A 22636-nucleotide genomic window follows, 5' to 3' on the forward strand; every position below is an offset into this window, starting at 1 on the left:
TTATCCATGAAGCCAATGTTAGCAAATATAAAAAACATCATCTCCACGGACGATCAGATCGCGGTGCTTCTGGGAGCTGTCGGTCTGTGGGCGTTTTTCATCGCCTACGCGGAGTACCCGTTCAGCGAAGGCGTGTTTCCGATGATCGCCTCGGGCATCATGATCGTTTCCGCTTCGATTTGGCTGTTGCGCGGGTATCTCCCCGAGCTCATACACAGTTCGTTGATCGAGTACGAAGAAGGTGCGAAAATCGAGGAGGAGGAAGTGGGGGCCGACCCCGTCGAGAGCGGTTCGGAATACGGTGACAGCAGACTGTATCCGCTAATCTTGGCGACTATCGGGTACGTGATACTGGCTTACTTGATCGGCTTTCTGTGGGCCACGCCGTTCTTCGTTCTCGTCTACGCCGTGATGAATAAACTTGATCGGAGATCGACCGCCGTGGTGGTTGCGGTTTCGTTCGCTGTGGTGTTCGGGTTCGCGTTCTTCACGCCGGTGCACCTCGATCAAGGGATCGTGTGGGGATACAGGATATGATCGATGCGCTAGCTGAAGGCCTCTCGATCGTCCTCTCCGGTCAAACGTTACTGTGGCTCGGTCTCGGCATGATGATCGGCATTCTGCTAGGGGCGATTCCCGGCGTCGGAACCGCACTCGGCATGGCGATCTTATTGCCGCTCACCGTTCCTTTAGAGGGACAAGACGCGATAATTCTCCTCGCTGCGATCTATTTGGGCGGTAACTACGGCGGCAGCGTGGCGGCTATTCTAATCAACGCCCCCGGGACCGCCGCCGCCGCGGCGACCACACTCGACGGCTACCCGATGTCGAGGAAAGGCGAAGCGTCGAGAGCACTCGCGGCGTCGGCGTTAGCGTCCGCGCTTGGCGGCTTCATCGGGATCGGATTCCTAATTCTAATCTCGCCGATCGTAACCAGAGTCGTTCTGATGTTCCGGTCGCAGGATTACTTCCTGGTCGCGCTGTTAGGCATCTTGATGATCACGTTGATCACGAGAGGGCCGCTAATCAAAGGAGTGGCCATCGCGGGCCTAGGGTTGCTTTTAACGACCGTCGGCGTGTCGCCGCTCGGACTGCAGCAGCGGTACACCTTCGGATCAATCCACCTATTCGATGGGTTCGACTTCGTCGCGATACTGATCGGGCTGTTCGCGGTGTCCGAGATGTACAAACTGAAGATGGAACCCGGCGGTATTTCGAAGGGTGGGTTCGAAATGGACGGTGCAATACTACCCGGCATCCGGGACGTCCTACAACGTCCGAAAACCGTCATCAAGTCGTCCGGAATTGGTATCTTAGTGGGCGCCATCCCCGGTGCCGGCGCTTCGATATCTACGTTCATCGCGTACGGCGAAGCGGTTCGGAGCTCCGGCGAAAAATTCGGCGACGGAAACCCGACCGGCGTTGTCTCGGTGGAGTCGTGCAACAACAGCACGGTGGGCGGATCGTTGATCCCGACGTTCTCGTTCGGCATTCCCGGCGGCGCCGCCACCGCCGTTTTGCTCGGCGGGTTGCTCATGCACGGGCTGATCCCCGGACCGCAGCTGTTCGCAGAGGAGCTGTACCTGACGTACTCAATCTTCCTCGCACTCTTCTTGGGGAATTTCGTCATCCTCGTTGTCGGGCTACTGGCCGTCACCCGAGTCGGAATCATCACCAAGATTGACACGAAGTACATAATCCCGGTCGTGATCGTCGTCGCTCTGAGCGGCTCGTTCATGCTTCGGTCCAACTGGGTCGACGTGCTGACCGTGCTGTTCATGGGAATCTTCGGCTACTACCTGCGCGAGAACGATTGGTCAGTGATCGCTCTCGTCCTAGGCGCCGTCCTCGGCGGGCTGATGGAGTCGAATCTCAACCGCGCCCTGCAGCTATCCGACGGCTCGTTCGGAATTTTCGTCTCCCGACCCCTCTCGGCGATTCTGGTCATCATGTGCTTTTTAATTCTGTTCGGAGCTCCGATCAAACGAAAGATCAACCAACGCATCTGAACGGCTACGTTACCCCATTTCTTTTCCACTCTTCGCACTCTCTTCGAGACGAATCCGACGATACGGGCGTAGACCACCAGACGGTTCAGGAATTGCCGCGGTTCGATATGCTGGATCGGATGGCGCACGACCGAGTCGAGAACACCTGTGCGACGAGCGGATACGCGCTTGACGTACTCAACGAACCGCTGGCCGTAACCCGCCACGCGACCGGACGAGACCCCGCGTTCGCCGGTTGACGGACACCGAGAAGCTCGAATCAGTTGTTCTGCGGTCGCCTCGGAGTCGATTGTCGGAACCGTGATACCGTCGACGCCGACCTCGAAGATCCGCTCTGTCCTGACCAAATCGTTTTAGCGGTCGAAGGACGCCGGCGAGAGCTTCGGGGTCGCAGCGGACAATCTGGGGGAACAGTAAAGATACTGCGTCCTAACGCAAGGATATGGCCATCGTTGCGGCCGTAGACCGGTCGGGGAGAGCAGCTCACGTTATTTCGGAAGCGGAGTCGCTTGCACGCGCGTTCGACGAACCGATCCACGTCGTTCACACGCTGACGCGCGATCGGTTCGTCGAAATCGAGCGCGTGAGTGTCGACGAAACCGGCGAAGCGGTCGACTTAGATCGGATACGTAATGTTGCGAGAGAAATCGCGGCGGATGCGGCCGCCGCTACGGACGTCGAAACAACCGCCGTTGGACTAGTGGGAGATCCGCCGTCGAAGATCGTAGAGTACGCCGACGAACACGACGTCCGATACATCGTTGTCTCAGGACGGAAACGATCACCGGCGGGCAAGATTCTGTTCGGGAGCGTGACACAGTCGATTCTTTTAAATGCGAACTGCCCGGTCGTTTCGTCGATTCCGCACTGAACCCGGGCGAATGAATCGAGGTCTCAGAACGTGACCTCTTCCGATGCGTACCGTAACCGCAGCTGGATCTCGTCTGCAATCCCCATCAACAGTTGCGGAATTTCCGATCTGAACCGGTCCCCGTTCAACCGACGGACGGGGGCTGCAACGCTCAGCGCGCCGAAAAATCGATCGTCGGGATAAAACACCGGTGCGCTAACGGACCGAACGCCTTTCATGTGTTCTTCGCGATTGAGCGCATATCCTTGTTCTCGTATCACCTCCATCTCCTCAAACAGCGGCCCAATCGACGTGTGCGTGTTTTCGGTCAGCTGGGGGAGCCCGTGTCTCGATACGATATCCCTCGCATACGCCTCCGGGAGGTGTGCGAGTACGGTCTTTCCGGAGGACGCGGCGTGGAGACTCGAGCGACGCTTGTATACCCATTTTCCAGGCTTGATCACGTCGGGCGGCGTCTCGACGAATACGTAGATCCCGTACCCGTGCTCTTCGACCAGAAACATCGTTCGTTCCCCGGTTTCTTCTGCGATCTCGTGCACTTTCGATTCGACGATTTCGTATTTCCAATCGCTTTTCACGTAGCGTCCGAGGTTGAGGAAATCCAACCCGAGACGGTATTCACCATCGTATTTTACCAAATAGCCCCTGTTCACCAAGGTGGTCAGGTGGTTGTGGACGGTGCTTTTCGGCATCTCGAGGCGATCAGCCAGTTCGGATACACGGGCGCCATCAAGCTCCTTTATCTCTTCGATGATGTCGAAGGTTCGTTCAATAGAGGAGAGGCGCCTGCCAGATCCGTCGTTTGGCATCGATTGACGTGATCCCATAGATGAGTCGATGATTGGGCTGCGCGGTACTTGAACTCGTGGGTGGACGGTCGTATGCGGCGCTGCACGAGCCACTGTTCATTACTAGGTATAATATTATAAATAAATAATTTATTGGTGGTGTATAAGTATTTTTCTCTATTTGGCACGGTCTAGTCGAGTCAATTTCAGGAGTGAGCAGATCGTAAAGTTGGCTTGACATGCTGCTCGTAGACCTGCTCAGTGAGTGCTACGCGGCGGACTTCGATGAATCTTGGGAGCGTGAGCGGACGGCGATCGCGTCAGGGTGCTCACCGCCCGACTCCACGCATCCGGTTGTTCACTTCGAGAGACACAAGCAATTCTTCGCTTGCTCGTCGTAGAGCGCTCTCATCAACCAATCTGACAGTAGGTACATCGGCTGGCTGACGGCATCACAGATCCGCCGACGCAGGTCGCGATTGACGAGACTCCTGTCAACATCAACGGCGATTGGTCTTGTCTATAAACTGCAATAGACCATGACACGAAGTCAATTCTTGACGTCCATTTGTTCGGACGCCACGGCACTGATCTGGTGGCTACGTTCTTGCATGGACTCCATCAGAAAAACGCTCTCTCCGAGGTAGTGTCTCTCGTCGATCGGTTCGGTTATTGAACTGCCCTTTCTCGATTAGGACAGGACGGCCGAGTGAACTAGACTGACCGAAACCGCATCGAAAAAACGGCTTCACACTCTCAAATCGTGAGTCGACCGTTTCCAAAACTCATGGGTGGGCAGTCGGGCGAGCGCACATAAATGTATTGAATGTTTCGTGCATTACTGCAGCCATTAGAGACCCATCAATTGCTCGATGGACGAACGCCAGCCGACGAGGTCCTGAACTAGCAATGCCGTGTGAGAAATGACCTAACGAGAGATCATCTAAGTGAGCACAGAGGATCTCAAACCGTCACGGCTTCAACGACCCCTTTATACTACACTATAACACGATCTGATGACGCGAGTTTATCGGGTGCTGATCCCGTAACCTCAGCTCCCCCCACTCCTGCAGGATCAATTCGAATCTACGTTTAGCTCCCCAGGTACTATTGAAGCGCAGGTATTCTATAGATGCTGGAAGGGATGCTGACGACGAGCCGCTTGATCCTGCATGGAGTGGGTTTATTCGTCTATTCTCCAAGCGTACACCATGCGTCGACGAACGTTCGTCGCTCTCTTGGCTGTCGCTGCGCTCGCCGGCTGTGGCGACGAAGAGGATCCCGAGGAAGTTCCCGAGGAGGAAGAGCCCGAAGAGGACGAACCGGAGCCGGAACCGGACGACGAGGATGACGACCTCCCCTGAGGGGCGAACCGAGTCTGACGGGACGGAATCGGCCGATGCGAAACTCCCACCGGTCTAGTCCTGGTCCACGACCGGAGTCGCGAAGGGGGTTGGACCCAGCATCGGTACGTTTGTAGCGAAAGTCGATAACAGTCTCAGGACTCGTGAGTCGCCTTTCTCCTCGCCCTCGGTCTCCTCGGGAATCACGATATCCCGACGGTCACGGCTCTTCCGCCGACCGGTGCAGAAAACTTCCCATTCGAAACGTAGAATCGAGCTATCGGTCGGTCTCGCACGATCCCGCACCTATAACATCGTGGTCGGTATCTCCGCACCATGGCCACCGAGTACGAACCCATCGAGTCGCCCGACGAGACGACCGTCTTTCCCTACCACGATCTCACGCCACCGACGACAGCCGACGTCTACCGTGCCCGCCCGGTCGTCGCGAGACATCTCCCGAGGACCCCGCTCGTCAGGTGCGAGTGGCTCTCGGACGAACTCGACGCCGACGTCTACATGAAGCGCGAAGACACTCTCCCGACGGGAGCGTTCAAAGTCCGTGGCGGAGTGACGCTGGTCTCCCGCCTCGACGACGAGTTCCGGGAGACCGGTCTCATCGCCGCGAGCACCGGAAACCACGGTCAATCGATCGCTTTCGCCGGCAAGACCTTCGACGTCCCGGTCGTGATCTGCGTTCCGGAGGGGGCGAATCCCGGAAAGGTCCGCTCGATGGAGCGGTTCGGTGCCGAGGTCAGACACCGCGGCGAAACCTTCGACGACGCACGCGAGTACGCCGAAGAACGCGCTACCGAGGAGGGCTACCGGTACGTCCACTCGGCCAACGAGCCTGCGCTGATCGCTGGCGTCGGGACCGCAGGGCTGGAGATCGTCGAGGAGCTCCCCGAGGTAGACGTACTCTTCTCCCCGATCGGTGGCGGGAGTAGCGCCTCCGGGTACTGTCTCACCGTCGGCGAACTCACTGACGCACGGGTCGTTGGTGTCCAATCGAGTGCGGCACCGGCGATGCACCGAGCCTGGAAGGAAGGGGCGCTCGAATCGCACGACCGGATGGAAACGTTCGCGGAGGGGTTAGCCACCCGGGTCCCCTTCGCCGTAACTGCGGAGCTGCTTCGCGATCGGCTCGACGACTTCGTGCTCGTGGACGATGACACGCTGCGAGAGGGCATCCGGGGAATGCTCGCCGAGGAGCACGTCCTGATCGAGGGCGCGGCTGCGACGGGCGTCGCTGCCGCGTTCGAGCGTCAGGAGGAACTGGCCGGGAGGACCGTCGTCTTCCCCGTATCGGGCCGGAACGTCGCACTCGAGACGCTCCGAGGGATACTACGCTGAGAGCGAACCGGACGGGCCGAGAACCCGATCGGAACCGGACGGTTTCGACCGATTCAAGCACCTTCGTATCGACCGACGCTCATGAACGTCTCCGTCGTCGGGAGCGGCTACGTCGGCACGACACTCGCCGCCTGCCTGGCCGACCTCGGCCACTACGTGACCGCGATCGACATCGACCCCGAGATCGTCGAAAGCCTCTCGGAGGGGCGTGCGCCGATCCACGAACCCGGACTGGACGACCTCCTCGCCGAGCACGCCGGCGAACGGCTCACCGCCAGCACGGAGTACGATCTGGTCCCGGCAGGAGACATCACGTTCCTCGCGATCGGGACGCCCTCGCGCGAGGACGGCAGCATCGACCTCGGCGCGATCGAAGCCGCCGCGAGAAGCACGGGCGAGGCGCTCTCCGAGACCACCGAACGACACCTCGTCGTGGTGAAGAGCACCGTCACGCCAGGGGCGGTCGAAGAACGGGTCGGGCCTGCGATCCACGAGGGTGCGGGCGAGGCGAGCGAGTTGATCGAGGTGGCGATGAACCCCGAGTTCCTGCGGGAGGGGACCGCCGTATCCGACTTCTTCGAACCGGACAAACTCGTCTTCGGCACCGAGAGCGAGTGGGCTGCCGGACGACTCGACGCGCTGTTCGAGCCGCTCCTCGAACGACACGACGCGCCGGTCGTCTACACCGACCCGCGCACCGCATCGATGGTGAAGTACGCGAACAACGCGTTCCTCGCGGCGAAGATCAGCCTGATCAACGAGCTCGGGAACATCTGCAAGGAGTACGGCATCGACTCCTACGAGGTCGCCGACGCGATCGGTCTCGACGACCGAATCGGCGAGCAGTTCCTCCGTTCGGGCGTCGGCTGGGGCGGGAGCTGTTTCCCGAAGGACGTCGACGCCCTCAGGGCCGCTGCACGACAGAAGGAGTACGACCCGATCCTCCTCGACGCCGTCGTCGAAGTGAACGATCGCCAGCCCGATAGAATGCTGGAACTGCTCGAACGGCACGTCGATCCCGAGGGGAAACGGATCGCGGTTCTGGGACTGGCGTTCAAACCTGGAACAGACGACGTCAGGAACTCGCGGGCGATCCCGATCATCGAGGGATTGCGTGAGCGTGGTGCAGAGGTCGTCGCCTACGACCCCGTGGCGACGGAGGAGATGCGAGAACGGTTCCCTGATGTCGAGTACGCGGACTCCGCCGCCGAGGCTCTCGAGGGAGCGTCCGGGGCGCTCGTCGTCACCGACTGGGACGAGTTCGCGGCGCTCGATTCGGAGTTCGACGCGATGGAGCAGACAGTAGTGGTCGACGGACGTCGGGTTATAGAGGCGAGTGAAGGAATCACGTACGTGGGGCTAACGTGGTAGGAAACCCAAGATGTCAGTATCAGGATACTAGAAAATACGACCAAAACCGTTCGAACGAGTTGTAGCAGTAGCCCCCTAGACTAAAATAGATATAAAGCCTGTTTATCGTTTTATGAACTGCGGGATTGGTGGAGCGGGCGGCAGATTCTTTTTAACGGACCCTAGGGATCTGTTCCCAAACGGGTCTTTTTTGAGTGCTGCCATCCGGTAGACCCCTTTCGCGAATTTCAACGGAAGGCCATTCGACTCGATAGTGTAGTACGGAACGAGGTTCCCTCCGAACGAACTCTTATATCTGACGAGTCTTTCGTCATTGGCCGTATACAGATCGTACTCGAGGATTGACTCCAAGTCAGGGTCAGTGAGTATATCTTCTATTATCTGCCAATGAAGCAAACTGTTAGGACTCACACCAGACCTCGTTTTCGAACTCTTGGTACCCCCTTTCCAATTGTAGGCTGTGTCATTTGAATATAAAATAATCATTCCGCTTAAAAACTCTCCATCCTCCGATTCAGCCGTGTAAACACGGGCACGCTCGCCTAACCCAGCCACTAACTCGAGAACGAACTCCTTTGAGAGGGGAACGTCTAACCCTTGTTCTTCGTAGCGATCTATCATCGAGTCATAAACTCTCTCCGCTCCGGATTTCTCGTTAATTCGAATAACGATCCCCGATTCGTTTCGGTTTCGAGCTTCCTTTCGACGGTCTCGACTGAAAGAACTCATCACCTCGTCAGAGGTAGTTGATTCAAGGTTAAGTCGGTAAGTAAACGATGGAATGACGTTAAACCCGGCCCATCCGAACGGACGTGGATCGGTACACCAAGTGCCACAAGACATGCGAAAGAGTGTCGACTTCTCGGAAGCGTCCGTCGCTTCAATCAGCCGTTCAGTGAACTCGCGGGTGACTTCCTCAATTTTCCGTTGTTTTGGACTAGTTGGAGTGACAATCGTACCGAGTCTCCCGACCCCCAAACCAGGTGGCGGTGAAGTTACAAGACGTCCGACTCCATGTTCTCGAACAAAGATCGGTGCCAGGCCGATTCGCTGTTGACCTTTGAAGCCCCCAAGAAGGTGTAGGTCAGATGAAGTATGCTCGTTCATCACCTGAAGAGCTTCCCTCGTATGAAATACGTCGAAGCCATCTCTTGGCAGCGCATCCTCCCACTCCCCGAACCCCAGCTCCTCAATGCGCATATCCATAATGATAGTGTGGCTACTATATTAGTAATTTGACCGTATGTGCTAACAATCCCGGAGTATAGAGCGTCACTTTAGCAGTTTTTATCCTAATTTAAGTATAAAATTCGTGAATTCCCACTATAGAATCCTGTAAAATAGCTTGACCGAAGTAAGTTTAGGCTCTTAATAAGTGGTTAAGCAGTACGGCCGGTTGAGAATGCCAGACGTGACCTCAAGAACCAAAGTACGACGAAGCACGAGAATTCTATATAGAACAATGGGGAACGTACCGTTTACTCTCAGTCTAACCGAGATACCCTAAATCAGAGAGACGTTGCTCTACATCACTGTCGTCCGTGGTGACTACATCACTCGGCTCGAATTGCGGGTATTCAACTTTCTCCGTCGGTTCAACGACAGGTAACGTGGATCCATCCATTCGCTTGGCGACCGGGAGTCCAAACGTCGCCAGAATCGTCGGAACTACGTCGAACAGATGAGGCTCGCCAAGGGGCTTCTCTGTATCAACCCGGTCACCAGAGACCATGATCACCCCCTCTAGTTTGTGTTCCCAGGGTTCCGTCGGCCTGCCGAATATATTCCCTTTGAGATTCGCCACGAGGAAGTGTTGAAAATCGTCTGGGACGGTTACGATATCGGGTGCGTCTTCCAGATACGGCCCGGCGAAGACATCTTCGCGGTTACAAACTCGTTCGAACACCTGATCGCCTTCCGGTGTCACCGCCTCCTCTAAAACAGATATTATCTCCTCTCTGATCTCCTCGTACTCAGAACCGGGGACAATCCCATCCGGTTCACGCCCCTCGAGATTGAGACGTACGCCCATCTCGGTTCGTGAGCGCATATAGGCGACTGATTCGGGAAAATTCACCTGCTCGGTCCCTGCTCTAATGAGGTCGGATGGTACGATCCGCAGGACCAATTCTTCGAGACCCAGTCGATTGATCACTAGAGCGATCCGTTGGCTGGTGATACCCACTCGGGCAAGAACCTCGAACGCTTTTTCGGCGGGAGTGGACTCCGTCCGATCGCTGTACTCACCCTGTCGGAGTCGCTTTCGTGAGATGCTTTTCCACGAGGGCATCCCACCACCCGCGGCCGTCGTGACGACGTACTCCTTCTCCTTGAGGAGATCGTTCACCCTAAACTCGTGGCCGGTCATCTCACCGAGTCCGTGGTCGCTGAGAAGGATGGTCGTGTCGGGCTTACACGTCTCGATGATAGCGCCGACCTCTGAGTCTACATCGCTGTACACGCGTCGAATCGTATCTTGCTCATCTGGGAAGTCGTGAAACACCGTGTCTGTTTGTTGGAACTGTACGAACCCGAAGTCCGGGTCGTATTCTCCGACAAGGTACTGAAACGCTGCACCTCGCATTCGAGTCAGTTCTCCGTATCCTCGTTTTCGCTCTCTCTCCGACGCACCCTGACCCATAGAAACGTTATAGATTCTGTACTCGCCGACCTCCTCGACGAGTTCGTCCCATACGCCTGTTGGATGGCACTCCGGTGCTTCTGGGGAGGTATATCCCGGGACAAGCACCCCATCAAACTCTCGAGGAGGACCTGTAACCGGAACGTTGACGACTACACTGCTATACCCCGCATCCGACAACAGTTCCCAAACTGCGTACTCTTTTACGTGAGATCTGTTAACGACGTCCCACTCGTATCCATCGAAATGTAAGAAATCATAAACCCCGTGTTTTCCAGGATTGACACCGGTGTACATAGACGGCCACGCACTCGGCGTCCAAGGGGGAAGTTGTGATTCGAGTGGTGCTACTGCACTCCGAGACCGAAGCTCTGAAATGTTTGGTAACAACCCGTCTTCGATCATTGGATTCAGAACGGGAGCGCAGGCACCGTCCAATCCAATTACGAGAGTTTTCATATCACTTTCCCTCAACAAGCCACTTCGTCTTTCAGGACGAAAAGAGTACCTCAAACGTCACTACGGGAAGTACTTGAAAAATATATGATGTGTTTCCAGTTGCCAACACGGTTGTCATAATGCATCTATTACTTCTTGCTCAGCAGTAAATACGGAGTACGGATGTATGTGATAACCGTTCGCTACTAATGTCCGTGAAATGGGAATGTACGGACTGGACTGGGTCGGACCTTCCGATTTCTTCCAGTAATTTGCGAGCGATGAGACCACAGTACGCAGCGAAGTGTCCCGGATAGAGCCAAGACGAGTGGCTCGGTCAAATAGACGGAAAGCATATAATTTGCAGAGATTAATCTTGCCTTACTTATGTCGTTCGATCGGGAAACAGCCGACCAACCGACCGATTCGCTCTGGATGCGCAGACGGTCGTATCTGAAGATAGCGAGCGGGAGCGTCCTCGTAGGTGCGACGGGCACCGCATCGGCAGAGGAATCCGGATACGGTGCCGGTGGCTATGGAGAGGGCGGCTACGGTGGCGACGACGAAGTCGTGGACCGGCCGCCAATGGTAGCGACCGGTCAGGCGACGGCGATCACCGAGTCCTCAGCGACCCTCATCGGGGAGGTAGAAGACCTCGGCAGCGCCGACGACGTGACCACGGCGTTCGAGTGGCGCGAGAGCTCCGAGTCGGAGTGGAAGACGATACGGTCACAGACGCTCGATGCACCCGGGGAGTTCGACGCGGAGATCTCCGGTCTCGGCGCCGAAACGGAGTACGAGTTCCGCGCAGTCGGGAAGTCCGATCACGGGACGGATAGCGGCGAGGTTCACACCTTCGCCACCGACGAACCCGAGATCGAATCGCCGGTAGTGAAAACGGTTCGGCCGACCGGTATCGGTGAGACGTCCGCGACCCTTATCGGGGAGATAGAGGACCTCGGCACCGCGGACAGGGCGAACGCAGCGTTCGAGTGGCGCGAGGAGGGCGAGTCCGAATGGGAGACGACGCCGTCCACGACGGCCGAGACACCGATAGCGTTCGAGGAGGAGATCTCCGGTCTCACCGCCGATATGGGGTACGAGTTCCGTGCGGTCGCCGAGACGGAGGACGGGACCGATTCGGGCGAGACGCTCTCGTTCGTCACTGACGAGCCCGAGATCAAACCACCGGAGGTGACCACGACTCGGGCGAGCGACATTGACGACGGGTCGGCGACCCTCGGCGGTGAGGTGACGGATCTCGGCGGGGCCGACGACGTGACCACGGCGTTCGAGTGGCGCGAGGCAGGTAGCTCGGAGTGGCAGACGACCTCATCGGAGACGCTCGACGCGGCTGGAACGTTCGAGGAGGGAGTATCCGGCCTCGAGCCCGATACGGGGTACGAGTTCCGCGCGACCGCCTCCACGGACGGGGGAAGCGACGCAGGCGATGTCGTCTCGTTCGTGACGGACGAACCCGAGGCCGTGACAGAGCCCGCGATCGATCGGTTCGACGTCACCGACAGGAGCAATCCGGCCTGGTCGAGGGCGAGAGTCGAGTGGGCGGTATCGCACGAGGGAGCGGGACTGGACCGCGTCGAGACGGCGCTTCGACGACACGGATCGGTGAGGGATGCGGAATCGTCTTCGGTCGGTGGATCGACCGCCGACGGGACACACGACCTCCGGACACGGGATGGAAGCGGCAGTTACACCGTCCGGATCACGGTCACGGACACCGACTGGAACGTGACCTCCTGGGAGAAAACGATCGATCTGTAAGTCGCTGTACTGCGGTTCTCGGAGACGCGAGCGATCGGTTTTACGATCGAGAGCGTTCGTGAGGAGTCGAGTGGAATCGACAGAGATCAATCCTCGGACGACGCGTCGAGACTTCCACGTTCGTGCATCATCGAGGTCCCCCGGTCGACCCAGCGCTGTCTGTAGAATATCGCTCCGATGTAGAGGGTTCTGAACGCGAAATCGAGGACGACGGCGACGTACGCCGCGAGAACTCCATACCCAAGGAGAACGCCGAATACGTAGGTGAACCCGAGTAAGAAGACGAAGGTCCCGATCATCCGGGCGACGAACGGCGTGAGCGTCTCGCTGCCGCCTCTGAGCGACCCGGCGAGGACGACGTACGCCGCGATGAACAGCGCGGCGATGGCGAACGCCTGAGCGAACGCTGTCGCGTAGCCCACCGTGACCGGATCTCGCGTGAAGACGAGGACGAACCACTCGGCGTAGAAAAAGAGCGCGGCACAGAGCCCGCCGATAGTGAGGACGCTGAGAGCGGTCGCCGCGATGCCGTAGTAGTACGCCTCCTCGGGCTCGCCCCGCCCGAGCGACTGTCCGACGAGGACGTTCGCGGCGACGCCGTAGCCGCGGGCGAGCGGCGAGGCCACCTGCTGGTACATCCGGCGACCGATGTGGTACGCCGCGTTCACCTCGGTGCCGAACGCCAGCAGGATCGCGTTGAACGGGAACTCGGCGATCATCTCGGAGAGCCCCTCCGCGATCCGGGGCCAGCTGATGGTCACGAGCTGTTTCGCGATGACGAGCCGTCGGGGGCGAACGTAGGTGATCTCGGAGAACGGCGTCCGGATGATCGCGAGGAAGGTCAGCGCGCCGAGCGAGTCCGAGACTGCGGTCGCCGCGGCGATGCCGACGACCCCGAGTTCGGGGATCGGTCCGAGGCCGAACGCGAGCGTGACCGTCGCGACGATGTTGAGCGCGTTCACGACGCCGTTGACGTACATCGGTGTCCGCGTGTCACCGGTCCCCTGGATCGACCGCGCGGCGATGAAGTTGACGTGGACCGCGGGCGCCGAGAGCATGATGATCAACAGGTAGACGCTGCCGTACTCGACGACCTCCGCCATCGCCGCCTGGTCGGCGAGACCCCCGAGGACGGCGATCGCGTACTCATTGAGCAGTACTCCGAAGATTATGAACGGGATGCCGCCGAGGATCCCGAGGAGAAGCGCCTGCGTGACGGCCTGGTCGCGGTTCGCCGTCGCGTCCGCGCCCGTGTCCTGACTCGAGAGCGCGATCGCGCCGTCGCCGATGCCGATGCCGAATCGGAGGGGGAATCGGGCGTAGATGTCGGCGAGGCCGACCGCGGCGACCGCGGCGGGCGAGAAGAACCCGGCGACGATCAGGTCGGTCGTTCGCATCAGCGTCCGCAGGACCTGTTCGGTCATCACCGGCCACGAGAGCGAGAAGACGCGCTTCCAGACGCGCCAGAACCGGTATCGTACGAGCGAGAGGAGGAGGGCGAGCACGTTCACGTACGGTCCGCGACGTTCGTTAAGCGTTGAGTTTGCGGAAGCGGGTTCCGTTAGATAGAACGGCTCTGAATCGGGGTCGAACTCGATATCGAACGAATGAGAAGGTGGGAGTGCGACCCTGTCGAGAGACAGCAGCCGGGAGAGTTTAGGAGATTACGTACCGTTGGCTTTGTTGAAACCCTCAGAGTGTAGTAGAAATGGCGTGCTGAATAGCGAGGATTCATCAGGAGTAATAAAATAATCAGGTCGGGTAGTGGTGGGATGGGTGATCACTCTCGTCGGGCGGTGTAGGTGTTCCCGATATCATGACACCTCACTGCCCCCATTGCAATTGCCCACCACATCTCGCCCTATTCGATGTTTGCGTCAGCGAGCGCTTCGATGAGCGCGCAGACGACTTGGAAAGTAAGTGTAGTGGTAGACAATTCCGGGCGGCAGGTTTGGTTGTTCAGGCCGGTTAAGCGTTATTCTGCCGGCTCAACTCCGTTCACTGAGAGAAGATTGCCATTCTCGTCGAATTCGAACTCCAATGAAACCCATTCGTCTTCGTCAACCTCGTAGTACCACTGGAACGTGCCCTTGTGCTGGATTTCGCCGTGTGCCTCGGTGATCCCTAACCACGCATCGTTGAATTGGTCGGGTTCTTCATCCACGTGGTTTTCGCCGCCGATTCGGTTCGGTTCACGCTGAACGAGCGTCGTGTAGCCGTCGTTTTCGGCCGCGATGTTGTGCTGAATGCGTGCATACGGCAGGCCGTTGAGCTCGTGGAATGTAATGTCCTCGGGCTCGAGCTCGACCGGCTCAGCGACTCCGCTCAGCCAGTTGCCTCGCTCCAACCGCCGCGCCGAGACTGGATTTGCTACCAACCCGAGCGCGAAGAGGCTCCCCGTTGCCGTCATCATGGTTCTTCGTTTCATAGTTTATTCCCGTTTCCCGATGGGAACGTTAACATTATAACTTATCTTTTATAAAAAGATTATTCATGATCCGAATGACTGTATGTTCAGATTTCATGAATACCACGGATCACCGGAGTGTCTAAAATTCACTCCTTCGTCAGGAAGTGAGTTTTCGTCAATTCAGCCCGCTTAAACCACTCCAAACCATCGAGGGTTCGTGCGCTGAGTTATTGAATTCCTGGCGATTAAATATGCGCTCTGTAGGCAACAGACACGCTAAAACCTATCACCGATGGAGGGGTTCAACAAGGCCGTACCGTTCGAATAGTCTGTAATTCAGGTCGAAGGTCGGTAGTACCGACCGTAGAGTACGATCGTATCTAGAAATATTATATCTGTCATAAGAAGTGACGTGAACGGATGCTATAGCAGCCATCCATCTCGTACCAGTATGAGAAACACGGTGCCGTCGAGGCCGTATCACTTCCCCAGAAGAACCCCATTATCCGGAGTGGATTGAATTAATAGAAAGCTATTTGACCCGAGCCAGGGATTCTCTTGCAGGCAGATCTACGTCGATTCTGCTGGGGCCGAACGGCTCGGACAGGGAGACGATACCGTGGACGAATTCAATCCGATCGGGGACGTGGGACGTACCCTCAGATCCCTCCTCCACGATGGGATGGAAAGCTGGTCCGTCGACGAGCACCAGATCGCTCTGGTGTCCCCCGATCGATTCGACCCGGACGAGGTCGGGTTATCACTACACCTCTATCACCTCGAGGAGAACGCGCATCTGGCGAACGATCCACCGGCCGTTGCCGACGCTGATCGGCCGGGAGGCTCTCCCCTCATTCTCCAGTTGTACTACCTTCTAACGGCACATCCACCGGACGGAGAGGCGATCGATACGTCCGATACCCTCGAACAGCATCGCATTTTGAGCAAGGCGATCCAGACCTTCCGGGAGCGGTCGATCGTCGGTGGACCCAACCTCAAAGGCTCACTCGCGGGGGGCGACCCCCTCCACATCACGATCGATACGGAGGCGACCGATCACGTCCTGGACGTCTGGAGTAGCTTTCAGGACACGCCGTATCTCCCGTCCGTCTCGTACGTGGTGACACCGGTGGTCATCGAGACTGCGGGCGAAGCGGCCGCACCACGTGTCGTCGAGTCCAGAATGGAGTACGTCGACAAACGAGCCGAACCGTCGTCGAGGACGACCCGATGAGCCAGCCCGAACGGGTCGAACTCGGGACGACGCGTACGACGCTGTCGGTCGCCATCGGGTTGGAGGACGCGTTCACGGGTCGACAGCCACGTGGTCCGCGCGTCCGGCTCGGCGACCGCCCCGAGACGTTCACCCGCACGCCGAGCGGCTATTACGTCCTGACAGACCTGCCCGAGGACGCCGCCCCGATTACCGTCTCTGTCGACGGCACCCCTGACTACCTCCCGGAGCAGTTCACGATCGAGTCGCCGGACCTCGATTCGCCGCCCGTGATCGAAACGATCGAGCTGGTTCCGTCGCCGGCGTACCGATTCCCGGCCAACGCGACGCTCGTGCGCGGTTCGATAACGGAAGGGACCGACGCCAGTCCCCTTTCCGACGTGACCCTGAAGATCGAGGGAACGGACGATGAGGGGCCGGATGCGCCGGCGTTTCGGGCACGTGGCCGAAGCGACGAACGGGGTGAGTACGTCCTGTTCATCACCGGGATCACGGCCGACGACGTGATCGAGTCGTACGACGACGAAAACGGAGAATCCGATGGTCGGGTGGTCCACGTCGCCGAGGAGAAACCGACAGTGCGGGCCGTTCATCCGGACACCGGGCAGGTGATCGAAGAATCGATCGCCGTACCCGTAGGCGGCACCACCCGTCTGGATCTCGCGTTCTGAGGCAAGCGACGGTTTCGAGAGGGGCCGGGTCGCCGATAAGTTTAATACTGGCATAGATTGTCATAGTACTGAGTCTCATGAAGCGACCACACCCCACCCAGACCGCGGTGTCGCATGGCTGAGTACCTCGCCCCCGGCGTGTACGTCGAGGAGGTCGAACGGGGCGCGGCACCGCTCGCGGGAGTGAGTACGAGTACGGCCGGATTCCTCGGTCCGACCGAACGCGGGCCGACGAATCCTCGACTTCTGACCAGCTTTTCGGATTTCAGACGGTTGTACGGCGGGTATCTCGAGGATTCCTATCTCCCGACGGCCGTGAACGGCTTCTTCACCAACAGCGGCAGTCGCTGCTTCCTGGGTCGGGTGACGGCCGCGGACGAAACAGCCGACGGCGAGTTACCGGATGACAGTCCGGGCGAGAGCGGTACCGGCGTCGTGTCCGTCGAGGCGCTCGGGCCTGGACAGTGGGGCGAGCACGTCGCCCTGATCGTCTCGAACGCGTCGATGCACGACATGGACGAGGAGTTGTTCAGACTCACCGTCCGGTACTGGGCCGACGAGGACGCCCTCGAGGACGCGAACGCCGGCGACGCCGACCCGGATGACGACGACGTCCCCGACCCGGACGTCGAGGAAGTGTACGACGACCTCTCCATGGAGAGACGCTCCAGCAACTACGTCGAAAAACAGGTAAACGGCACGTCTGCGCTGATCGAGGTCACGGTCGAGGAGGAGGGCGAGCGTCCCGCGAACTCGGTAGACGACGACGGTACCCCCACGGACCCGGTCTGGCTCGAGGGGAGCTTCGATGACGACGAATCCCCCGATGTCGAGGATTACACAGGATCCGAAGACGACGACCCGGAGGACCGAACGGGGTTCGCGGGGTTCAAACAGGTCCCGGACATCTCGATCGTCTGTATCCCGGACGAGGCGGAGAACGAGGCGCTGACGGACGAGCTGATCACGCACTGTGAGACCATGGACGATCGGTTCGCCATCTTACAGGCCGAGCAATCGGGCGTCGATATCGGGAGCCTCATGCCTCCGGACGACACCGACATGGCGGCGTTCTACTACCCCTGGCTGAAGGCAAGAAATCCGGATACCGGGATGGTCGAAGAGATCCCGCCGGGTGGCCACGTCGCCGGAATATACGCGAGAAGCGACGCCCAACACGGCGTCCACAAAGCCCCGGCGAACGAAGTGATCCGTGGCATCTCCGACATCCAGCGTCCGGTGACACAGGGTGATCAGGAGATCCTGAACCCACGGGGGGTCAACTGTATTCGTAGCTTCCGCGGTCGAGGGATCAGGGTGTGGGGCGCACGCACCGCGTCGAGCAACCCGCAGTGGAAGTACATCAACGTCCGTCGTCTCTTCCTGTTCCTCCGGGGATCGATCGAACAGGGAACGCAGTGGGTGGTGTTCGAACCCAACAACGAGGAGCTGTGGGCCCGGGTTCGCCAGACCATCAAGAACTTCCTCACCGACGTGTGGGAGGACGGGGCGTTGATGGGAACCACCCCGGAGGAGGCGTTCTTCGTGAAGTGCGACCGCAGTACGATGACACAGAGCGATATCGACAACGGCCGGCTGATCTGCGAGATCGGCGTCGCCCCCACCAAGCCGGCCGAGTTCGTGATCTTCCGAATCTCGCAGTGGACGAGCGACGCAAGCTAAGAGGAGACCAATCATGCCAGACAGACACGGACCATACCGCAACACCCGATTCCTCCTCGAGATCGACGGCATCGTGCAGGCGGGATTCAGCAGCTGTACCATCCCGGAGAACTCGACGGAGGCAATCGAGTACAGAGAAGGAACCGATCCGCCCACGACGCGGAAGCTCTGGGGGTTGAACGACTTCGGGACGCTCAGTTTGGAGTGGGGCGTGACCGCCGACTCGATCGAACTCTTCGAGTGGCGCCGACTGGTCGAACAGGGCCAGCTCGACGACGCCAGACGGGATATCGCAGTCGTCGTCCTCGACGAGGAGGGTGAGCCGGGAGCCCGCTGGGAGTTTCGGAAGGCGTGGCCGACGAGCTACGATGCCCCTGAGTTGGACGCGAGCGGGTCGGACGTCGCCATCGAGAGTCTGGAGATCGAACACGAAGGGATGGAACGGGCGGCATGAGCGGGGAGGTGCTTCAGACGGAGTTCGAGTTCACGCTCCCACAGGGCTACGTCGACGACGACGGTACCCTCCACCGCGAGGGGGTGATGCGCCTGGCGACCGCGGCGGACGAGATCAAACCCCTGAAGGACCCGCGCGTACAGGCGAACAGCGCCTACCTGACAGTCATCCTCCTCGCCCGCGTGGTCACGCGACTCGGGACGCTCGAGAACGTGAGCCCTCACGTGATCGAGAACCTCTACGTCTCGGACCTGGAGTACCTACAGGACCTCTACGAACGGGTCAACGTGGGTGGAGCCGACGTCGTCGATACGACCTGTCCGGAGTGTGGAGAGGAGTTCTCGCTCGAACTCCACCCCGGCGGAGAGGTGGTCGCTGGACCACCGGCGAAGTGAGGTGGAGTGATGACGGGCTACCCACCGGATCAGCTGTTCGAAGAGGTCGCGTACATCGCCTACCACTTCAACTGGGACCACGACACGATCCTCGAAATGCCTCACTGGGAACGCCGGCGGTGGTGCGAGGAGATCAGCCGTATCAACGACCGGATGAACGAGGCGGTAGAGCGATGAGAGGGCACTCGCCCGGATGACGACGGGCGAACGGACGGATCCGTACCTCGACTTCCGGTTTCACGTCGAACTCGACGGACTGATCGTGGGCGGTTTCTCCGAGATAGGGGGGCTGGATGTCGAACTCGAGACCGAACCGTACGAGGAAGGCGGGGTCAACGGGTACACACACGTACTCCCGACGCGATTGAGCTACCCGAACGTGACGCTACAACGCGGCATCACCGCCTCTACGGAGCTCTGGGAGTGGATGAACGAAGCGCGGTACGGCCCTCCAGAACGAAAGACCGGGCAGGTCATCGTCCTCAACTCGATCGGCGAGGCCGTTCGCGGGTGGGAGTTCGTCGAGGGCTATCCCGTGCGATGGGAGGGTCCGGAACTGCGTGCCGATCAGGGTGCCGTCGCGATCGAGGCGCTCGAGATCGCCCACCACGGTCTCGAGCAGTTCACCGTCTGATCATGAGTGAGCCGACAACCGCCGGCGTGTACGCCGACACCCGCGAGCACCTCCTCGACGAACTCGTCCGCGTCGACCTCCTGTTGCGACGGCACCTCGAGGCGTGCTGGGCCGATCAGGACGGTGGAGCCGACGACTTCTCCGGGCTCTTCGTCTCCGACCAGGAAGTCGACCGGTTGCTGCTGAGGGGGTGGGAGGCGGAAGCCCGCGTAACCAGGAGTAACGACGCCCGAAACGAGTCCACACAGCACCATACCGACGAGGAGACCACCCGGCTCGAACCGGTGACACGGACTATCCGACGCCGCGCGTCACGAAGTATCGAAGCCGGCGTGGACCTGCGGTTGATTTCACTGGCCGCCGAGTTCGACCTCTCCGAACTCGAGGTCGACGCACTACTGCTCGCCCTCGCGCCCGACGTCGACCCGAAGTACGAGCGGGTTTACGGGTATCTCCGCGACGACATCACCAAGACACGCCCGACGACCGACCTGCTCCTTCGAATTCTGATGAACTCCGACGCGGAGCGCCTGTCGGCGATGGAGCTGTACTCCCAGCGGTCGACACTGGTTCGTGAACGGCTGATTCTCGTAGAGGACGGTACGACGCTCCCCTCTCGTACGGTCCGGGTCGAAGAGCGCGTCGTCGAGTATCTCCTCGGCAGCGACGCGGTCGCGGGACCGATCGACGACGTCGCGACCGTCGTTCAGTCGGAATCCGCGGATTCCACGCCTTTCATCGACGACGAGCGCCTGGAGATCGTCGACGAGATCGGCCAGCGAGTGCGCGATCCCGGAGACGGACGCACACCCGATTGGATCCCTTTGGAACCGGCGACCGACGCGTCACCGCAATTCGCTGAGGACGCTAGACGGGGAGTCTCGAACGAGTCTACCGAGGCCATCCCACGCCCGAGCGAACGGCCGTCGTTCGCGGCGTTCGTCGGCCCGGACGAGCGAACCGCCGAGATGACGATTACCGAAGTGTGCGCCGACGCGCACGTCCCGATCCTTCGGGTCGATGGGAGAGCACTGCCGTCTTCCGGTCTCGATGAGGTACTCGAGATCGTTCGTCGTGAGGCTCGTCTCCAGTCGAGTGCGATCCACGTGACGTCGGTGGGGACGCTCGAACCGGAGAGGCGATCTCCGTTCGGTGAGCGGTCTGACGCGGGAGATCTCGCGCAAGCCTCCGACGACAGGATCGACCGGCTCGTCGTCGGGCTCGATGAATTTCCGAGTGACGTCTTCCTGACGGGCGACGCAACGATAGCCGCCGACCTCCAGCCTCGTCTCGACCACCACCAGTTTACCTACGTGGCCTTTCCCCGACCGAACTACGAGCAGCGAACGGCGATCTGGCGCGCCATCGAGGATCTCCCCGCCGGAGCGGATCCTGCGATGCTCGCGGGTGCGTTTCGACTAACTCGAGGTGGTATCGAGGATGCCGTGACGACTGCGCGGTCGCTGGCAGGCGGAGCACTCACCGAGACGGCCGTTCTGGAGGCGTGCCGGTTGCACTCCCGACAGGGACTCGACGAGCTGGCGAGGGAGATCGAACCGACCTACGACTGGGACCACATCGTCCTCCCGGAGGATACGCTCGGCCATCTCCACGAGATCGCTGGCGCGATTCGGCATCGTGGGACCGTCTTCGAGGAGTGGGGGTTCGCGGACAGGTTCAGTCTCGGCAACGGCATCAACGTGCTCTTTACCGGGAAGTCCGGCACCGGGAAGACGATGGCCGCCGAGATCATCGCGAACGACGTCGGGCTCCCGCTCTACAAGCTCGACCTCTCGAGCGTGATGAGCAAGTACATCGGCGAGACCGAGAAGAACCTCCGTCGTGTGTTCGACGCTGCCGAGAACAGCAACGCGATCCTGTTTTTCGACGAGGCGGACGCCCTGTTCGGCAAGCGAACGGAGATCAGCGATTCACACGATCGCTATGCGAACGTCGAGGTCGACTACCTCCTCCAGCGCATGGAGGAACACGACGGCTGTGTCATCCTCGCGAGCAACTTAAAGGAGAACATCGACGAGGCGTTCCGGCGGCGTATTACCGCTGCTGTGGAATTTCCGAAGCCCGACGAGGAGGCGCGACGAGAGATCTGGGAGTTGATTTTCCCCGAGGAGACTCCGACCGAGGAACTAGATCTGGAGTTCTTAGCGGGGTTCAAACTCTCGGGTGGCGACATCAAGAGCAGTGCCCTGACCGCAGCGTTTCTAGCGGCCGAGGCGGGCGAGCCGGTCCGGATGACTTACGTGGTACGTGGGTTACAGCGTGAATTGAAAAAGATGGGGACGCTTTACGACCTAGAGACGTTCGGTGGGTACAGGGAAGCCATCGAGTAACGGGCACGTTTGGACGTAGCGCACCCGATTGACAGGGTAAGGGGCGATCGTCGGAAAAACCCATTCCACACCCGCTCAATAGTATTTGCTGAGCGTATAAGGTGTGTCACCGACATGAACGAAGAGCACCCCTCGACTCTCAAACTGGTAGATGGACTACTATTCCACCAGCACCGAAGGTACTGGAAGCGGTCAAGCTTCACGGCCA

Annotated in this window: 18 protein-coding genes and 3 pseudogenes; 16 read left to right on the forward strand and 5 right to left on the reverse strand. The window is 59.4% G+C overall.

Translation table 11 applies throughout. The features are described from left to right. Positions 1–6 precede the first annotated feature (6 nt). The 3 genes from V2L32_RS18860 to V2L32_RS18870 all read left to right on the forward strand — a co-directional run bounded on the left by V2L32_RS18860 (position 7) and on the right by V2L32_RS18870 (position 2880). A complete protein-coding gene (locus V2L32_RS18860) occupies positions 7–537 on the forward strand; it encodes a tripartite tricarboxylate transporter TctB family protein (RefSeq protein ID WP_331234118.1) in 531 nt (176 codons plus the stop codon). Beyond that, on the forward strand, positions 534–2009 hold the full coding sequence (locus V2L32_RS18865; protein WP_331234119.1) for a tripartite tricarboxylate transporter permease: 1476 nt from the start codon (positions 534–536) through the stop codon (positions 2007–2009). The genes V2L32_RS18860 and V2L32_RS18865 overlap by 4 nt, the downstream gene beginning before the upstream one ends. A 442-nt stretch (positions 2010–2451) precedes the next feature. Further along, positions 2452–2880, forward strand: coding sequence for a universal stress protein (locus tag V2L32_RS18870; RefSeq protein ID WP_331234120.1), 429 nt, complete (start codon positions 2452–2454; stop codon positions 2878–2880). 23 nt (positions 2881–2903) lie between these two features. Here the strand turns inward: V2L32_RS18870 and V2L32_RS18875 are convergent, their stop codons facing one another. Then, positions 2904–3689, reverse strand: coding sequence for an IclR family transcriptional regulator (locus V2L32_RS18875; RefSeq protein ID WP_331234121.1), 786 nt, complete (start codon positions 3687–3689; stop codon positions 2904–2906). Positions 3690–3907: 218 nt separating this feature from the next. Between V2L32_RS18875 and V2L32_RS18880 the strand changes: the two are divergent. From V2L32_RS18880 to aglM, 4 genes and pseudogenes are all read left to right on the forward strand, one after another. Beyond that, positions 3908–4575 (forward strand): annotated as a pseudogene (locus V2L32_RS18880) (DDE-type integrase/transposase/recombinase). 304 nt (positions 4576–4879) lie between these two features. Beyond that, entirely contained in the window at positions 4880–5032 is a 153-nt protein-coding gene (locus V2L32_RS18885; RefSeq protein ID WP_331234122.1) for a hypothetical protein, read from the forward strand. Positions 5033–5347: 315 nt separating this feature from the next. Beyond that, positions 5348–6364: a threonine ammonia-lyase gene (locus V2L32_RS18890; protein WP_331234124.1), complete on the forward strand. Its 1017-nt coding sequence runs from the start codon at positions 5348–5350 to the stop codon at positions 6362–6364. Positions 6365–6445: 81 nt separating this feature from the next. Further along, the gene (aglM, locus tag V2L32_RS18895; protein WP_331234126.1) at positions 6446–7735 is read left to right on the forward strand and encodes a UDP-glucose 6-dehydrogenase AglM; all 1290 of its coding nucleotides are present in this window, start codon (positions 6446–6448) and stop codon (positions 7733–7735) included. Between the two features lie 102 nt (positions 7736–7837). Here aglM and V2L32_RS18900 read toward each other — a convergent pair whose 3' ends face one another. Both V2L32_RS18900 and V2L32_RS18905 read right to left on the reverse strand, forming a co-directional pair. After that, positions 7838–8935, reverse strand: coding sequence for a GNAT family N-acetyltransferase (locus V2L32_RS18900; RefSeq protein ID WP_331234127.1), 1098 nt, complete (start codon positions 8933–8935; stop codon positions 7838–7840). A 289-nt stretch (positions 8936–9224) separates the two neighbouring features. Next, positions 9225–10835 (reverse strand): alkaline phosphatase family protein, encoded by a 1611-nt coding sequence (locus tag V2L32_RS18905; protein ID WP_331234129.1) that lies wholly within the window; start codon positions 10833–10835, stop codon positions 9225–9227. Between the two features lie 366 nt (positions 10836–11201). Between V2L32_RS18905 and V2L32_RS18910 the strand changes: the two genes are divergently transcribed. After that, positions 11202–12596 carry a fibronectin type III domain-containing protein gene (locus V2L32_RS18910; protein ID WP_331234130.1) on the forward strand — a complete coding sequence of 465 codons (1395 nt, stop codon included), beginning with the start codon at positions 11202–11204 and terminating at the stop codon, positions 12594–12596. A gap of 86 nt (positions 12597–12682) precedes the next feature. Here the strand turns inward: V2L32_RS18910 and V2L32_RS18915 are convergent, their stop codons facing one another. After that, positions 12683–14101, reverse strand: a complete 1419-nt coding sequence (locus tag V2L32_RS18915) for an MATE family efflux transporter (RefSeq protein WP_331234131.1) — start codon at positions 14099–14101, stop codon at positions 12683–12685. Between the two features lie 470 nt (positions 14102–14571). Beyond that, complete coding sequence (locus V2L32_RS18920; protein ID WP_331234132.1) at positions 14572–15024, reverse strand: hypothetical protein; 453 nt, start codon at positions 15022–15024, stop codon at positions 14572–14574. Positions 15025–15625: 601 nt separating this feature from the next. Here V2L32_RS18920 and V2L32_RS18925 point away from each other — a divergent pair. From V2L32_RS18925 to V2L32_RS18960, 8 genes and pseudogenes are all read left to right on the forward strand, one after another. Continuing rightward, the gene (locus V2L32_RS18925; protein ID WP_331234134.1) at positions 15626–16240 is read left to right on the forward strand and encodes a DUF4255 domain-containing protein; all 615 of its coding nucleotides are present in this window, start codon (positions 15626–15628) and stop codon (positions 16238–16240) included. After that, positions 16237–16911 (forward strand): hypothetical protein, encoded by a 675-nt coding sequence (locus tag V2L32_RS18930; protein ID WP_331234136.1) that lies wholly within the window; start codon positions 16237–16239, stop codon positions 16909–16911. Before V2L32_RS18925 ends, V2L32_RS18930 begins: the two co-directional genes overlap by 4 nt. A gap of 114 nt (positions 16912–17025) precedes the next feature. Next, a complete protein-coding gene (locus tag V2L32_RS18935) occupies positions 17026–18594 on the forward strand; it encodes a phage tail sheath family protein (protein ID WP_331234138.1) in 1569 nt (522 codons plus the stop codon). Positions 18595–18607: 13 nt separating this feature from the next. Next, positions 18608–19048, forward strand: a complete 441-nt coding sequence (locus V2L32_RS18940) for a phage tail protein (protein WP_331234139.1) — start codon at positions 18608–18610, stop codon at positions 19046–19048. Then, a pseudogene (locus V2L32_RS18945) lies at positions 19045–19419 on the forward strand (hypothetical protein); the annotation flags it as partial. The gene V2L32_RS18940 and the pseudogene V2L32_RS18945, both read left to right, overlap by 4 nt. Positions 19420–19452: 33 nt before the next feature. Next, positions 19453–19605: pseudogene (locus tag V2L32_RS18950) on the forward strand (DUF6760 family protein); the annotation flags it as partial. Positions 19606–19636: 31 nt separating this feature from the next. Next, positions 19637–20077 (forward strand): phage tail protein, encoded by a 441-nt coding sequence (locus V2L32_RS18955; RefSeq protein ID WP_331234144.1) that lies wholly within the window; start codon positions 19637–19639, stop codon positions 20075–20077. Positions 20078–20079: 2 nt separating this feature from the next. After that, positions 20080–22428: an AAA family ATPase gene (locus tag V2L32_RS18960; protein WP_331234146.1), complete on the forward strand. Its 2349-nt coding sequence runs from the start codon at positions 20080–20082 to the stop codon at positions 22426–22428. Positions 22429–22636: the final 208 nt, after the last annotated feature.

This window comes from Halalkalicoccus sp. CGA53, from assembly GCF_036429475.1.
GTDB lineage: Archaea > Halobacteriota > Halobacteria > Halobacteriales > Halalkalicoccaceae > Natronorarus > Natronorarus salvus.